Origin of the sequence: Muricauda sp. SCSIO 65647 (genome assembly GCF_021534965.1) — a bacterium.
GTDB lineage: Bacteria > Bacteroidota > Bacteroidia > Flavobacteriales > Flavobacteriaceae > Flagellimonas_A.
Genome location: NZ_CP091037.1, coordinates 2,502,113 through 2,517,584, shown reverse-complemented (window position 1 = coordinate 2,517,584; position 15,472 = coordinate 2,502,113). Strand labels below are relative to the sequence as shown.

12 protein-coding genes, 1 tRNA gene and 1 pseudogene are annotated in these 15,472 nt (G+C 41.4%); 6 read left to right on the top strand and 8 right to left on the bottom strand.

The genetic code is table 11. The features are described 5' to 3' along the window. Positions 1-74 precede the first annotated feature (74 nt). Both cdd and porV read right to left on the bottom strand, forming a co-directional pair. Positions 75-566, bottom strand: coding sequence for a cytidine deaminase (gene cdd / locus L0P89_RS11080; protein WP_235265165.1), 492 nt, complete (start codon positions 564-566; stop codon positions 75-77). A gap of 78 nt (positions 567-644) precedes the next feature. Continuing rightward, entirely contained in the window at positions 645-1,790 is a 1,146-nt protein-coding gene (porV, locus tag L0P89_RS11075; protein ID WP_235265164.1) for a type IX secretion system outer membrane channel protein PorV, read from the bottom strand. A gap of 400 nt (positions 1,791-2,190) precedes the next feature. Here porV and gldJ point away from each other — a divergent pair, with 400 nt between their 5' ends. From gldJ to L0P89_RS11060, 3 genes are all read left to right on the top strand, one after another. Further along, on the top strand, positions 2,191-3,852 hold the full coding sequence (gene gldJ / locus L0P89_RS11070; protein ID WP_235265163.1) for a gliding motility lipoprotein GldJ: 1,662 nt from the start codon (positions 2,191-2,193) through the stop codon (positions 3,850-3,852). Between the two features lie 63 nt (positions 3,853-3,915). Next, positions 3,916-5,190 carry a UDP-N-acetylmuramoyl-tripeptide--D-alanyl-D-alanine ligase gene (gene murF, locus L0P89_RS11065; RefSeq protein ID WP_235265162.1) on the top strand — a complete coding sequence of 425 codons (1,275 nt, stop codon included), beginning with the start codon at positions 3,916-3,918 and terminating at the stop codon, positions 5,188-5,190. An 85-nt stretch (positions 5,191-5,275) separates the two neighbouring features. After that, positions 5,276-5,647: a thiol-disulfide oxidoreductase DCC family protein gene (locus L0P89_RS11060; protein WP_235265161.1), complete on the top strand. Its 372-nt coding sequence runs from the start codon at positions 5,276-5,278 to the stop codon at positions 5,645-5,647. A 10-nt stretch (positions 5,648-5,657) separates the two neighbouring features. Here L0P89_RS11060 and L0P89_RS11055 read toward each other — a convergent pair. The 6 genes from L0P89_RS11055 to L0P89_RS11030 all read right to left on the bottom strand — a co-directional run bounded on the left by L0P89_RS11055 (position 5,658) and on the right by L0P89_RS11030 (position 13,220). Then, positions 5,658-5,732, bottom strand: a tRNA-Val gene (locus L0P89_RS11055). 67 nt (positions 5,733-5,799) lie between these two features. Continuing rightward, entirely contained in the window at positions 5,800-6,210 is a 411-nt protein-coding gene (locus tag L0P89_RS11050; RefSeq protein ID WP_235265160.1) for a 6-carboxytetrahydropterin synthase, read from the bottom strand. Positions 6,211-6,349: 139 nt separating this feature from the next. Then, positions 6,350-7,174, bottom strand: coding sequence for a hypothetical protein (locus tag L0P89_RS11045; protein WP_235265159.1), 825 nt, complete (start codon positions 7,172-7,174; stop codon positions 6,350-6,352). Positions 7,175-7,195: 21 nt separating this feature from the next. Continuing rightward, positions 7,196-8,902 (bottom strand): SusD/RagB family nutrient-binding outer membrane lipoprotein, encoded by a 1,707-nt coding sequence (locus L0P89_RS11040; protein ID WP_235265158.1) that lies wholly within the window; start codon positions 8,900-8,902, stop codon positions 7,196-7,198. 35 nt (positions 8,903-8,937) lie between these two features. After that, on the bottom strand, positions 8,938-12,153 hold the full coding sequence (locus tag L0P89_RS11035) for a SusC/RagA family TonB-linked outer membrane protein (RefSeq protein WP_409557575.1): 3,216 nt from the start codon (positions 12,151-12,153) through the stop codon (positions 8,938-8,940). Between the two features lie 584 nt (positions 12,154-12,737). Then, complete coding sequence (locus tag L0P89_RS11030; RefSeq protein WP_235265156.1) at positions 12,738-13,220, bottom strand: helix-turn-helix domain-containing protein; 483 nt, start codon at positions 13,218-13,220, stop codon at positions 12,738-12,740. Between the two features lie 197 nt (positions 13,221-13,417). Here L0P89_RS11030 and L0P89_RS11025 point away from each other — a divergent pair. From L0P89_RS11025 to L0P89_RS11015, 3 genes and pseudogenes are all read left to right on the top strand, one after another. Beyond that, positions 13,418-13,885: pseudogene (locus L0P89_RS11025) on the top strand (tyrosine-type recombinase/integrase); the annotation flags it as partial. Between the two features lie 130 nt (positions 13,886-14,015). Then, complete coding sequence (locus L0P89_RS11020; RefSeq protein WP_235265154.1) at positions 14,016-14,447, top strand: nuclear transport factor 2 family protein; 432 nt, start codon at positions 14,016-14,018, stop codon at positions 14,445-14,447. Positions 14,448-14,620: 173 nt separating this feature from the next. Further along, positions 14,621-15,442, top strand: coding sequence for a hypothetical protein (locus tag L0P89_RS11015; RefSeq protein WP_235265153.1), 822 nt, complete (start codon positions 14,621-14,623; stop codon positions 15,440-15,442). Positions 15,443-15,472 lie beyond the last annotated feature (30 nt).

The following is a 15,472-nucleotide window of genomic DNA, read 5'->3' as shown; positions in this document are numbered from 1 at the left end:
AATGTTATACAATGTTCTCCCAGAATAGGGAAAAACAAAAATACATATATATCCGTTCCTGAAAAAAATTTGGTTCAAGAATTGCCCAGATAGGAATTATCGAACCCTAGTGGTAGCAAATCACCTATTGAACCGCACTTGTAAACCGGGCCCTCCTCTCCCCTGAAAAGAATGGATATAGGTGAATTTTGCCGTTGTTCGTATTCGGCGATGGACTGCCTACAATTACCACAGGGGGCCGCTGGAATTTTTACCGTATAGTTCTTTGAGGATGCACTTATGGCAATGGCCTTTATGGTTTCATTGGGAAACCTTGCCCCAGCTTGAAAAACGGCCACTCGTTCAGCACAAAGCCCAGAAGGATAGGAAGCATTCTCTTGGTTGTTGCCCAAAACGATTTCGCCATTTTCCATCAAAACCGCCGCACCAACAAAGAAATTCGAATATGGGGCGTAGGCTTTTCTTCTAGCCTTTTCGGCTTCTTTGAGCAGTGTACTTTCTTCTATGGAAAGCTCATCTTCTGAAGCTAGAATGGTAAGGTCAAAACCGATATGTTTCTTTTCCATTATTGCGTTTGGTTATCCTTAAAAATAAGAAAACCTGTCGATTGACAGGTTTCTTTGTTTCTTATGACATTTAGGTGTCTAGTCGTTATAAAATTCCTCACCCAAATTAAAGGTAAGCGAAAAACGCAGCGTATTCTCCAATGGATTACGGACTTGTGAAGTCGAGAACAGGTACGATAAATCGATTTGCGCCACCTTGAACTTAAAACCTGCACCAAGGGTAAAGAACTGACGTGAGCCCTTTTCTTCGCTCTCATTGAAATAACCGGTGCGCAACATGAATACATCTTGATAGCTATATTCAGCCCCCAATGCCCACGTAATTTCTTGCAGTTCTTCGCTAAAGCCATCTGGAGCATCGCCAAATGACTCGAAAACACCATTGAAAAAACCGATTTGTTGGTATTCATCGTTGTCTTCTGCATCAATGTCGCCATCACCATCGAAATCTCGAGGGGTAGGCACCAACAGCTTATTGAATTCTGTGTGGATGCCCAAAGTATTATCAGCATCGAAAATGAAGTCAAATCCGGCACCAAACTTCAGGTTAGTGGGCAAAAAGTTTTCTTGCCCCCCCTCATCATACTGTATTTTTCCACCAAGATTTGAAAGATTGAAACCTGCTCTCCATCGGCCATCAAAACTGTTATAGGCAATTTCGCGCGAACGATAAAAACCGGCCACATCTACCGCAAAGGCATTGGCAGCTTGTGAGTCGACATTCTGAATTTCTTGAAATCTTAGGTTCGAGCTGATAAAGCGCCCTGCAACGGCCATCGAAAACGTCTCGCTCAGCTTCAACGAATACGATCCATCAATGGCAAATTCATTGGGCTTCACCAGAGTGGCCTCTTGGTCAATGGTCTGTCTTAACTCGATTTCACCCAGACCGAAATATCTCAAACTTACTGCAAAGGCACTTCTCTCGTTTATTTTATTGTAGTAGTTGGCATTGAGCAACGAAACATCATTGACGATACTTTCAAGATAGGGCGTGTAACTAACCCCAATGCCCATTTTTCGCTCTGCAAAGGCAAACTTGGCCGGATTCCACTGTTGAGAGAAAGCATCTACGCTAGTGGCCACACCCATATCGCCCATACCAGAGGATCTGGCATCAGAAGCAATGTTCAAAAAGGGAACGGCTGTGGTGATTACCCGCTCTTGTTGGCCAAAGGTTTTCAACAAGCCTACGAGCAGAAAACAAATCAGTAACTTTTTCATTATTTCAATTTAGTTTTTTACGATCGCAAAAGTCTAAAATATGTCCAAAAAGGGAAAATAAATTAGATGTATTACCTGTAAACGGGTGTTTTAACAAATTCTTGTGTATTGAAGTGCTTTTTTTTGAATTTTTATTCCTCTCTTCAAATTAATTTGAAATCAAAGGGTCTGTACCCCCACTGAGCTATACTTTTGCATTGATTTCAATACTAATTTGCCCTTCAAAACGTTATCAGGGTAGCCATCACATAATACGAAGTTTTTTTGTCCACAAATATGCGACACCGCAAAATATCTTCCGATTTTATGCGTTCTATTGGCGAAACTGAATGTAAACACTAATTGAATTATTGTGAAAAATGGAGTAAATACCTGTTTTTCAAGTACTCAAGCCCAAATTATGAAAAAACACTCTATCAAGGTTGTACTTTCTTGTGCAGTAATCATGGTAGGCATTACAAGTTGCAAAAATTCGTCAATGTCCTCATCAAAAAATCTTTCACGCGCAACAGGATGGAAAATCAATGCCAAGGATGGCGGTTTTCAGTACAATTCAGATTTCAAAGAACAAGAGACTCCTCCAGGCACCGTGTTCATAGAAGGTGGAACCTTTACCAAAGGTAAGGTACAAGACGACGTGATGTATGATTGGAACAATACCCCTACCCAACAGCACGTGCAGTCATTCTACATGGATGAAACGGAGGTGACCAATAAAATGTACATGGAGTACCTTGATTACTTGAAGAAGGTATATCCTCCAGAAAATCCGAAATACGAAAATATTTATAAAGGCGCCTTGCCCGACACCTTGGTTTGGCGAAACAGGCTCGGTTTCAACGAGACCATGACCAACAACTATCTAAGACACCCTGCATATGCCGAATACCCAGTGGTCGGTGTAAACTGGGTACAAGCTACCCAATATGCCGAATGGCGTACCGATAGGGTAAACGAACTGATGTTGGCCAAAGAGGGCTTCATTCAAGAAGAGGCCTTGTATAGCGTTTTGAACGGTGAGGTCGGAGGCACTTTCAGCACCGACGCATACCTCAATAATCCAGAGTCGGTCTATGGTGGCGAAATCGATTCCCTTCAAGGAAAGCAGAAGAGAGATTCCATCTCAGTTTTTGCCAAGAGAACCAGTGGTGTTTTGATGCCCGAGTACAGATTGCCTACCGAAACCGAATGGGAATATGCCGCACAGGCGCTTATCGGAAGCCGAGAGTACAACAATTACCGCGGAAGGAAAAAATATCCATGGGAAGGCGATTATACAAGAAATGGCCAACGCGTTGGCCGTGGTGACCAATTGGCCAACTTCAAACAAGGCAAGGGTGATTATGGCGGAATAGCTGGTTGGTCAGATGATGGTGCCGATATCACTGCACCTGCCAAATCATACAAGCCCAATGATTTTGGTCTTTACGATATGGCCGGCAATGTTTCAGAATGGGTTGCCGATGTATACCGCCCCATTGTTGATGATGAAATCAGCGACTTCAACTATTACCGCGGAAACATCTATACCAAAAAGGCCATAGGTGAAGACGGTAAGGTAAAGGTATTGAGAGATTCCATTGTCTACGATACCCTTCCCAATGGTAGAATTGTGGCCCTTAACCTGCCAGGTGAAATCAAAGAAGTACCTGTTGGGGATGAAGAGACCTATCTAAGAACCAATTTTTCAAAAAGTGACAACAGGGGCTATCGCGATGGTGACCCAGGTTCTTCACGTTTCTTCGAAAGGTTCAGCGATGATGACGGTGACTCTAGAAAAATGTACGATTCTCCACAGCATAAGGTAGAGCGTGATTCTACCGGTAAAATCTTACGTCAATACGACACCTCGAACTTCAGAACATCACTGATCAATGATGAAGTACGGGTGTACAAAGGTGGTTCTTGGCGTGATAGGGCCTTTTGGTTAGACCCAGCGCAAAGAAGATATTTGCCCCAATACATGGCCACCGATGATATCGGATTCAGATGTGCCATGTCAAGGGTCGGTTCAAAGTCAAAGACAAAGAACAAGACCGTACGGCACAAAAAAGCACGATAAAAAAATTCTATGGAAATTTGAAACCCTGACCGACAACGTCAGGGTTTTTTTTATCTTCGACCCATGACATTGACAGCACTTCACGACCTCTTTTTGAGATACCCCATAGTCAGTACAGATACCCGAAAAATTGAATCAGATTGCCTTTTCTTTGCCCTTAAGGGACCTAACTTCAACGGAAATGAATTTGCGGCCGAAGCGCTTGAAAAAGGAGCAAAATATGCCATTATCGATGAACCAGGGTTTCATGAAGAGGGAAAGACCATTTTGGTTGAAAATGTGTTGGAAACCCTACAAAAGCTTGCCATTTACCATCGAAACCATTGCAAGGCCAAAATCATCTCATTGACCGGAAGCAACGGCAAGACCACCACAAAAGAGCTGATTCATGCAGTGCTCGACAAAAAATACCGCACCATAGCAACTTCAGGAAACCTGAACAACCATATCGGGGTGCCCCTTACCCTATTGACCATCAAAGAAGATACAGAAATAGCCATTATTGAAATGGGGGCCAACCATCAGGGAGAAATTGCATTTCTTTCTGGTATCTCACAGCCTGACTATGGCTATATCACAAATTTCGGTAAGGCGCATCTTGAAGGTTTTGGAGGGGTACAGGGGGTCATAAAAGGGAAAAGCGAGCTCTACGATTACCTAATGGCCAACGACCGATATGTTTTCATGAACGCAGACGATCCCATTCAAAGGGAAAAACTCGCGCCATACATCAAAAAAATCGGATTCAGCACCCACAATCATGACTTTTACCAAATACGACCAGTGAAAACGGATCCCTTTGTGGTCATCGAATTTGAAGGGCTGCAAATTGAAACACAACTGATCGGGGAATACAATTTTAGCAACTGTGCCATTGCCATCACCGTGGGCAAGTACTTCAATGTGCCCAAGAGAGATATAAAATTGGCCCTAGAGGGCTATCGCCCTGCAAACAACAGGTCTGAAGTCTTAAAGAAGAACAATCATACGATCGTGCTGGATGCCTACAATGCCAATCCGACCAGTATGTTGGCCGCGCTGAAGAATTTTGTCACCATGGCAGGTGCCCCAAAAGTGTTGTTTTTGGGCGATATGTTCGAACTTGGTGAAGCTTCGGCACAAGAACATCAAAAAATCACTGATGTCACTGCCGATTTAGGATTTCACCATGTTTATCTCATCGGTAAAAATTTCAGCCAGACCAAAAACAGTTTTCAAAAATTTGAGGATTTTCAGAAAATAGCCGATCATTTAAAGGAAAATCCCTTAGAGCCTTCTACCATTCTGATCAAGGGCTCTCGAGGCATGGCATTGGAACGTCTGCTTGATCTGCTCTAGCAAATACTAAAATTTTGTAAAATATCGCTTTCTTATGAAATAGTTGGCCCACCTGTCCGACCAAGTCATCAATGCTACTTGATTCATGAAAAAAAGTCTAATCATATTCGATGGGGAATGCAATCTCTGCAATGGTGTGGTCAATTGGCTTTTTAAAGTAGCTCCAAATGATGTTTTTGAGTTCGTTCCGTTCCAATCCCGAAAAGGACAGTCACTACTCTTACAGAATGGCTTCTCGACCCAAATGCTCGAAACCGTGATACTAATTGAATGTGACACTATTTTTACCCACTCTGATGGTTTTCTCAAAATTGTCTCAAAGGTGCCCAAATGGAAATTGATCGCCGCTCCTTTGGGGTTCGTTCCCAGAACAGTGCGGGATACCGTATATAAAATTGCATCTAAAAATAGGGTACATTGGTTCGGAAAGTCAGCGACCTGCTCAGTTTCCCTTTAAAGAAGAGTAGTGGAGTATACTGGATTCGAACCAGTGACCTCTGCCCTGTCAAGGCAGCGCTCTAAACCAACTGAGCTAATACTCCAAATTATATTCGGCGGGCAGGTAACCAAAGCCGACTTTCCGTTGAGGCGGCAAATATCGGAAATTTGTTACCAATCTCCATACTCTGCAGAATTCTTTTGTGTTTCGTGCAGGGTAATGTGCAGTTTTTGTCCAGATTTCAGTTCGGGTTTCAATATATCATAGATGACTTTCACAAAATTTTCGGTTGAAGGAAGTACGCTCTTGAATTCTGGACAGTCTTCGTTTAAGTTCTTGTGATCGAAGCGTTCTTCAACTTTGTCCCTTATGATTCGGCCCAGCTCGGCCAAATCCATAATAAAGCCGGTATCTTGGTCCACTTCACCCCTTACCCTTACCTCTAAATCAAAGTTATGGCCATGATAATTTGGGCTGTTGCACTTTCCAAAAACCTCAACGTTCTTCTCGTCACTCCAATTAGGGTTGTGCAGCCTATGGGCAGCATTGAAATGTGCTTTTCTACAAATTGTTGCAATCATTTAACTGAGTTAAAAAGTAATTGTAAAAATAATCATATCTCGGCAAGACCAAAGAAAATAAAAAACTGATTGAGAAGAAGAATGCCCCAAAAGAAAAGGGTCGCTGATTGCGACCCTTCCGTTTTTCTAAATTTTGAAATTAGTTGATACAAGGAGGCGGCCCAGGCCCATCGGGTCCAGGGGCACCAAAAGGCCCTCTAATATCACCATCAGGTGTTTCTACTGTATACGAATGCTCTTCTTCAAAAGAACCACTTGTATAAGAGATAATCAGTTCTGATGTTCCTGCAGGAACGTCAATGACATGTGTTGCAGCACCACCTTGGCCAGCAGAAATAGTATAGTTGGTGCTTACCCCATCGACTTCAAAGGTAACGAAAGCACCATCCCAACCATCTCCAAAACTATCTTCCATCTCTAAGGTCCAAGTACCCGAAATTGTTGCATCAGAAATGGGAGAACATTTTACCAATACAATAAAATTCAGTGCCTGCAATTGTTCAGGCTGACCCGTAATACTCGCACTATAATTTTCAAAGGTATACACCCTACCGTCGGTTGCGGTCGTAGTCCCCAGAAAACGGATGAAATCCCCTCCATTCATATCATCTGTGGTTATACCAAGAAGAGAGGCTATATCAGTATAGGGAATGGATATATCGGCCGGAAAACTGGTAATGGAGGTAAGGGGCACTGGATCTATTGTGGTACCACCAGACTCCAAACTTACCGTAACATCCCATGATGCCACATTGTCTCGAACAACATCAACAGTGGCGTCAAAACTACTGGATGCTATATCACCTGCAGCCACAACAGACTGAAAATCCTTTATTCGAACCCAAGGAGCAATGTTTGTTTCATCCTCAGCTACGGTGAATGGATCCTTATCCTCGTCCTTGCACGAAATAAAAGCGATTGGAACAAGTAATAAGCAAATAATGAATTTATTTATTTTTCTCATTTTTCTCATTTTTTTTAATTATCAGTCTACAAATCCTTCAGGGTTTGTGTCCCAAAATACCGGAGTATCCGGATTGGTTTTCTGAGTGATATTGATATTGTTGTCTGCGGCGACTTGTGGATACCACATAGAACGTTGAAAAGTACCTGGGTCTTGAACCCTGGTCGCCGGTGTTAAGTTATCAGGTTGCCCTGTTCTTCTGTACGCATTGTATGCATCCATACCATTGCACCAATCAGCAATGAACAACTGTTCGGCTATGATTCTTAACTTATCTGTATCATCACCCGCATCGAAAGCCGTAAGAATCTCTGCCACGTGCGAATCGATCAAGGCCGGAGTAGCCTCGAAACCGCTACCTGCTGCCAAAACAGCACCAAAAGCAGCTACTTTATTCATAGACTGTCTTATCCCATTCTCTAAATAGGTTCTAGCGTTTCCTGTCGTACCCAGAACAAGTGCGGCCTCAGCCAACATCAAATTCGTGTTAGAGGCCAAGAAAATAGGTGAGATGCCTCCACCTGCCAATCCTTCACTAACGGCTGCCGATCCGGCAACATTTCTGAACGAATCATCATCAAACGGGCCACCGATCGGGTATAACCCATGTAGCGTACGGAAAGCATCGTCTGGCGGAATACCATCATCATCTAGGTGGTTTCTGCCCCACAGACCATTATATCCATTTACATTGGGAACCAAACAATACGTATTGAAGTCTGCCCACCAAGCCGGAATGGTAATCTCGGTGACACATTCTTTGGTAATTACATCGGCACCCGAAAAATCACTTTGTTGTCTATAGAAATAATAGCGTATCCTGGGATCGACATCACCATATTGATTGGCCATGAGGTCCATATAGTAGTTACAGGTATAGAAATCAGAACTAGGCCCTTGACCATCATAATTTTGATCAAAATAGGGGTGCCGGCTATCAGGAGCCGCGTTATTGGTACCCCATTGAAACTGCATATCATCAGCAAAATCAAGAATCAAGTTGCCTCCTGCTACCAAACTGTTGATAATACTGGTAGATTCGGCCGGGTTTGCCAAACGAGACTGGATGGCAAGTCTTAATCGCATCGTATTGGCCGCCTTTACCCATTGGCTCTCATCGCCACCGTAATAGATATCATTTGTCGGCAATGACAATTCACTGCGATTCAAGTTGGCGATCGCATCGACCAACAGCTGATCGGCCGCGGCATAGATGGAAGCACCTGTATCCAAGGCCGGATTCAAGACACCTTCATTGCCAAGTACAGCTTCTGTATACGGAACATCGCCAAACAGATCGACCAATGTGGTTATGATATACGCCTCTAATATTTGACCAATGGCAAGATGTGTAAACTGACCTGCCTCTTCAGCCAGAGGGTTCATGGTTCTGATATCGATCAACGCTTCAGAATACGCATCGTCCCAAATCTGATCAAAATCTGAAGGTTCATATGATTCTCTATATGTTGGGCCAAACTGATGTTGAATTCGAACGGCCTCCATACCAAATTGGGCCCATCCGTTTTCAGCACGTCCTTCGGTTCCAGAATGTAGTTTTGCGACCAATTGCTGAATACTGTTCAGGAAAAAATCTACATCTGCCTGTTCTGGGTTTAAAAAGTTCGGACTTGGCACCACTTCCAACCCTGTGGTCTCGCATCCGTTCGTCAATAACATTGATGAGGCGACAAACGCCAAACCAATAGTCTTAAACCTATTTTTCATACTATTCTTTATAATATTTTTCATTTCTTAACGTGTTAGAAAGTAGCTCTTACGGTGAATCCATATCTTCTTGCAGAAGGGCCTGTGAAGAAATCCACTCCCTGACCATTACCTACCCCTGTACTCGAGGAATTGGTATCATATCGAACATTGTCGGGGAAATTCACTGCATCATACCAAAGGTTTTGACCTGAAATGGTAAATGACATGCTTCCAAAAGGCGTGCCCCTCAGTAGATCTTTTGGCAGGGTATATCCCAAAGAAGCTTCTTGCAACCTGATAGTAGTACCATCAAAGACGTTGATCTCATTTATATTTCCACCAAAAAAGGTATTGAATCCGAATTCAGTAGAACTGATTGCCACATCATTGGGGGTACCATCAGATGCCTTGACCCCTGGAAGAATATATTGTGACTCCCTATCGATGGGATCGTTGAAGTCAACAACTCCCCTACCTATTAGAGCTGCAGTTGTGACAGAATAGATGTCACCGCCATGACGGTACTGCAAATTGGCAGAAAGCGTGAAATTCTTAAACGTAATCGTGGGTACAACGGCTGCTGTCCAATCTGGATTTGGATCTCCGATTTCACTGATATTGGGATCGAACAGATATCTACCCGCATCATTCACCAGTCTGTTTCCATCTGCGTCACGCTGATAAGTACTGCCCAAGAGAACACCGAAAGGTCTTCCTTCAACAGCATAGTTGGCAGCCTCGCCCGAAACAGCATCTGTAAGCAAGATGTTATTGGTACCCTCTGCCAAATCTGTTACCGTTGTTTCAATGGCAGAAAAGTTACCTGCTATGTTAACGCCTATTTTATCGGTGCTTTCCCTGAGTACATCAAAGTCAAAATCTACTTCAACCCCTTGAGACTGTATTTCACCAATATTTACCGTTGTGCTTTGGAATCCTGTAGAACTATCCAAGGCCCTGTTGGTAATCAAATCTGTAGTCGTTTTTTCAAAAAGACTGACATTTAGGTTGAATCTGTTGAAAAGCCTAGAATCTATACCTACTTCAAATTCTTCAATTCGCTCTGGCTTTAAATCCCTATTTCCGAGCACATTGTCGACACTATTCGAAGAGATGACATTTCCATTGATGTCAACAAGACTTCTTGCATTCAAGCCCAATACACTTCTGGTACTGAAAGGAGTAGGAAAACCAGCCGATGAACCATATCCTAAACGTAGTTTAAGATAGTTCAGCGCATTTCCTTGAATTCCCTCGAATGCCGAGGTCGGCACAAACGAAATACTGGCACCAGGGTAGAACAGGGAATTGTTCTCCCTCTCAAGTGTTGATGACCAGTCATTTCTGCCTACCGCATTGAAGAATAAAAAGTCTTTGTACGAAAGCGTCAAATCTAAATAGGCACCGACCAGATTCTCTTCAAAATTCTGGTTCAGGTTTGCATTACCGGTTCTTACCAATGAATTCACCGATGAAGGGGTGGTAAAGTTAAAATGCTCTAGCACACCAAAAACCAGTTGGCCTTGGCTCTCAATACCATCTTGGGCATATTCGTCCCTTCGGCTGTTAAGCCCTGCAATGGCCTTAAAATTAATATCCTCTGTAAGGTCTCGATCTGCTGTTAGAATGATATCATGGTTCCAAATGGTATTTCGAACAGAAGTAGTTCGCAAAACCCCTAAGGGAACCCCATCGACCCCTCCTTTATTCTGACCGTAAAAATTGAATTCAGAATACGTATCAAGACCTAGTCGGTAAGTTATATTCATCCAATCGTTGATTGCATAGTTAATGGACGCATTGCCCAAGAAACGATCGGTATCTTGCCCCGTCCTCACGTTGGCCACTGTCCAGTATGGGTTCTGGATGTCATTTCCTGACCTGTAGTATACACTTCTACCGTCTGCTGCCTGAAAGGGCAAATTGGTCAGGTCGACACTTCTGGGGGTATACATTAAATCCCCAAAAACTGCACCCCCGTTAAAGGCGGCACCACTACCCGTACTCACGGCGTTCGGTGGAGATGTGAAATCGGTTCGAATGAAGTTAAACACCCCATTAATACTGAACTTGTTGCTTAGCCTTGCATTACCACCCAAGCTGAAATTATTTCTGAGCACCCTATTTCCTGGGGTAATTCCCCTATCTTCGGTACGCCCATAATTCAGGTTGAAGCTCACATTTTCTGCGCCTCCCCTAACATTTATTGACGTACTTGTCACAACACCTTTTCTAAAAAACTCCTCGACACCATTATATGGGCGATACTCGTAAGGCTGTGACAATAAATCCTCATTACCTGCTATCAATGTTTGGTCTGCTATGAAATTATACGGATGCAATAATATTGCCGGGCCGCCGGGATTACCGGTAAACTGGGCCGCTTGCGAAATACCATCATCATCGGTTCTATCAAACCTTGGGCCCCAGTTTGAGAAGAAGTAACCGAACCCTTGGTGAAAACCTCCACCGTAATTATCTTGATAGATTGGCAGTATGGCATCGGACATGAACACTGATTGATTGACCGTTATCTCAGTTTTACTTACCGATTCACCTGTTGTAGATCCTTTGGTCGTAATCAATATTACGCCATTTCTACCTCGGTTACCATAAAGAACCGTAGCACTCAATCCTTTAAGAACACTAAGACTTTCTATGGTATTGGGGTCAATATCCAAAAATCTGCTCGACTCGGTATTCCCATCCAAGAAAGAGGTCTGGGTATTGGTTCCAGAATCAACTGGCACACCATCTACCACAAATAATGGTTGGTTAGACTGCGTCACAGAAGAGTACCCACGAATGATTATATTGGTACCTGAACCTGACAAACCATTATTGGAAGTGATGTTGACACCTGCAACTTTTCCTTGAAGTACCCGGCCAATATCCGCTTCAGGTCTTGACGCTACCTGATCCTCGTTAACAGTGGTAACCGCATACCCCAAAGATCTTTCTTCTCTTTGGATACCCTGTGCGGTCACAACAACCTCTTCAAGGGCCTGGGCATCTTCTTGCATTTGAACATTGATCACATCTTGGGCACCTACCGTTCTTCTTTCATCACTCTGCCCAATGTAGGTGAAGATCAAAACCTGACCTTCACTGGCGCTGATGGCATAATTGCCGTCAAAATCGGTCTGGGTACCAGTGGTAGTACCCTCAACCACGATATTGACGCCAGGTAATGGTATACCTCCTTCGTCAACGACCGTACCTGTAATCGTCTTTTCTTGGGACTGGGCGGTTGCCGCAAAGAGCAGCATAATTGCCAATGCCCCAAACAGTTTCTTTACTTTCATAGAGTTAAAGTTTTGTTAGTAAATCATAATGAGTTAGTGCAACTGAGAAAGGCGGGCGGGAGAAGTGTGTTGATAGCTAATTCAAATAATACCTCTTAAATGAGAAAACAAAACTTAATGGAAGTTGTTTTAAAAGAAGTAAGGCCTCTCACCGCCCTACCTTTACAATTGCATAACAAAACAATCAAAGGCCGGATTAGGAAAAGTACTTTTAAAACGGGGAGTACAAGAAAGAGTGTTTTGCCCATCGGCAACTACTCTTTTTAACATTTCTAAGGGAAGGTATTTCCGGCTTTTTTTTGAGCTGAATAGCTAAAGTATTGATTCACAGACCTTTTTCAACTAGGAAGAAATTGCTCTTAAAATTATGATATCTTTAAGAAGACAGGTAAGTATTCGTGGTCATATGGGCGTCCCAGTCATTAAGAAGAAACAGCTGCGGACAAACAATAATTTATCTTACTCAATTAATAAATGGGGCCCAGCTTTTAAAGGTTTTAAAAGCGGTACCAGAAGAAAAAACATTCCGTTTAATATATAGCCGGCGTTTAGTGAAATTGAAGTTGTTGCCGAGGAGTACTATCGGTATATGCCCGCAGATTTCTATAACTATTGGGGCTTAGACCCGTATCTTTTTTGAATGCATTATAAAAACTGTTCTTGCTGTTAAAACCAACTTCATACATAACAGATTTAACGCTTGAAAATGGTTTGGTCACCAGTAGTTCTTTTGCCTCATTGATTCTATAAGAATTAAGTAAGGCATAAAAGTTCATCGAGTAATATTTGTTGATTACCTCTGATACTTTGTACCTGTCATGACCAATATAATCTGCTAGCTCCAATAACCCTAGGTCATTATCACGATATAATCGGTCACTTTTAAAAGCGATATCAATTTGATTCTTGATTGAAATGGCCTGTTCAAGGGTCAGCCCTGATTTTCTATACTTTTCATTGTATACCCGCCCTTGTTCCTGTTCATGTTCAGAAAGGTATTTTTTGGCCAGAATTTTTAAAAACTTTTTCATTTCTGTCATGCGTTTTTGATTGATTAGCATATAATTAACAAGAAATGAGAGGAGTATAGGTTTTCCCGATAAGGATTTACAGGTAAAGAAATAAACCCCGATGGGATTTTACTTGTTAAAACTCAATTTTGTACTGCGGTATTGAGCATAAATGAAGTAAGGCTTATTTTAGAAAACACCCAAACCTCAAGCATAAAACCCTACTTAGTTTATTGTATGCTTGTGGGCCAAGAATTGGAGAGGCACTTAAACTTCAGCCAAAAGACATTGATCTTGAAAGACGCTTTATGCACATCAAATCCGCTAAGGGGGCAAAAGACAGATATGTGCCCATACCGGTACAAATGGTTGCTCTACTGAAGCAATATTTAGAAGCATATAAACCTGGCCTATTTATTTTTGAAGAACAAAAGGAAGGAAAATACACCGATGTAAGTGCAAGACAGGTCTTAAAGCGTTCATTGGTAAAGGCAGGAATCCAGAAAACCATAACGTTACATGTGCTAAGGCACAGCCACGCCACACATTTGTTGGAGAACGGCACTGACTTGCCCTTTATTCAAGAACTAGGGCATAACAGTCCAAAAACAACGATGATTTACACTCATATAAGCACTACCAGTTTAGATAAAATCAAAAATCCCTTCGATGATTTTGAACTCTAAAATAAAAAACAACTGTTTTCATCGGTTTTATCCCTATTTTGTAGGTATATGGATGTGTTTTACATCTATATAGGCAAGTTGGCAACAACTAAAAACATAAAGATATAAGGACTGAAAAAATATTACAGATATGAATAAAAAAGTATTTCTTTTAACAATAATCTTATCATTATTCTCATTCAATTTGTTTTCACAATCAAGTGATAAAAAGAAAGTAGAAGAAGTAATTGTTGACTCATATATCCATGGATTAATAGATGCTAAAGATTTTCAGAAAGCAAAACAAGGTATCCATGAGGATTTCATAATATTGGGACACAAAGACAGTTTACTCACAAAAAAAACAAGAGATGAATGGATTCAACAAAGAAAAAAACGCTTAAGTCTACCTGAAGTAAGTTACACTATTGTTTACCTTGATATTGAAGGTGATGCTGCAAGTGCCAAAATAGAATTTGAAAGAGATAAACTTGTTGCGATTGACTATATCTTTTTGTACAAGTTTAATGATAATTGGAGAATTGTATCTGCAATAGATCATTTCAAAGGAAGTCGTAAATAGGGAATAACAATATCTCACAGTTGCTAACAATGGCCATAATTCATTGCTAGATTCTGACTAACTTGAAACCCTAAAACAAACAAAACGGCTGGATTCAGCACGGAAAAGTCCGTTGGACGTTTTCCGCAACGAAGCCATACACGAGACCGTTGTAGATAATTATGACGAAGCACATGAAACCATTTTTAATTTCGATATTCTTCATTTTTATCTTTAACAGTCAATCAAGTTCTCAATCTCTATCAGCCAATAATATAAAAGAGGGATGGAAATACTTTTTTGATGAGGAATTTGAAAAATCGAAGATTCATTTTGAAGGACTGCATCAACTTGACTCAGATAATATTGAAATTAATGAAGGGTTATTCTATGCAACATCCCTCTTTGAAAATGAACTAAAACTTGACATTCTAAGCAAACTCCTAGGAGATTCAGAAGAGAATTTTTATAAGTATGGCATGACTGCGACAGTGCTTTTAAAATATTATTCTACTCCTAAAACGGAAAGAAAAGAGCCTTTTGATTTTAGTATCGAGGAATTTAAAGCTTATCACACAGATGGATACCTTAAAGCCAAACATGCTGAAGGACAATTCAAAGACCAGAAAAAAGTGGGATTATGGAAATACAATAATCTGGGAGGTGCATTATATAAAACCATTGGTTATTCTGATTTTTCCAATATTCATCTAATTACATATTTTAATCAAGGCAGGAAAATCAAAGAAGAATTAACTAGGATAGAAGAAAAAAATGGCAGTACTTCCTATTATGTTTTGAAGCGAGTGGTTTACTATCAGGAACTTCCAGATAAAATTGGTGAATACCTATTCGTTTCAAAAGATGGATTCTGCATCCTTGACAAGGACAACCCTGTTAACTTAGAAAAAAATACTCCCGATAATGTAATTGAAGAAGAAGTTTCATTAGAAGGAATCAAATACTTTATATGGAAAGACGGCAAACGAAAGCTGTACTTGGAAAAGAAATATTAAAAAGCTATCTACAACAAGATATATAGTGCA

What these genes read in the sequence shown, in the direction of transcription:
- cdd (WP_235265165.1), bottom strand. Translation starts at nt 566, where the DNA reads ATGGAAAAGAAACATATCGGTTTTGACCTTACCATTCTAGCTTCAGAA.
- porV (WP_235265164.1), bottom strand. Translation starts at nt 1,790, where the DNA reads ATGAAAAAGTTACTGATTTGTTTTCTGCTCGTAGGCTTGTTGAAAACC.
- gldJ (WP_235265163.1), top strand. Translation starts at nt 2,191, where the DNA reads ATGAAAAAACACTCTATCAAGGTTGTACTTTCTTGTGCAGTAATCATG.
- murF (WP_235265162.1), top strand. Translation starts at nt 3,916, where the DNA reads ATGACATTGACAGCACTTCACGACCTCTTTTTGAGATACCCCATAGTC.
- L0P89_RS11060 (WP_235265161.1), top strand. Translation starts at nt 5,276, where the DNA reads ATGAAAAAAAGTCTAATCATATTCGATGGGGAATGCAATCTCTGCAAT.
- L0P89_RS11050 (WP_235265160.1), bottom strand. Translation starts at nt 6,210, where the DNA reads ATGATTGCAACAATTTGTAGAAAAGCACATTTCAATGCTGCCCATAGG.
- L0P89_RS11045 (WP_235265159.1), bottom strand. Translation starts at nt 7,174, where the DNA reads ATGAGAAAAATAAATAAATTCATTATTTGCTTATTACTTGTTCCAATC.
- L0P89_RS11040 (WP_235265158.1), bottom strand. Translation starts at nt 8,902, where the DNA reads ATGAAAAATAGGTTTAAGACTATTGGTTTGGCGTTTGTCGCCTCATCA.
- L0P89_RS11035 (WP_409557575.1), bottom strand. Translation starts at nt 12,153, where the DNA reads ATGCTGCTCTTTGCGGCAACCGCCCAGTCCCAAGAAAAGACGATTACA.
- L0P89_RS11030 (WP_235265156.1), bottom strand. Translation starts at nt 13,220, where the DNA reads ATGAAAAAGTTTTTAAAAATTCTGGCCAAAAAATACCTTTCTGAACAT.
- L0P89_RS11020 (WP_235265154.1), top strand. Translation starts at nt 14,016, where the DNA reads ATGAATAAAAAAGTATTTCTTTTAACAATAATCTTATCATTATTCTCA.
- L0P89_RS11015 (WP_235265153.1), top strand. Translation starts at nt 14,621, where the DNA reads ATGAAACCATTTTTAATTTCGATATTCTTCATTTTTATCTTTAACAGT.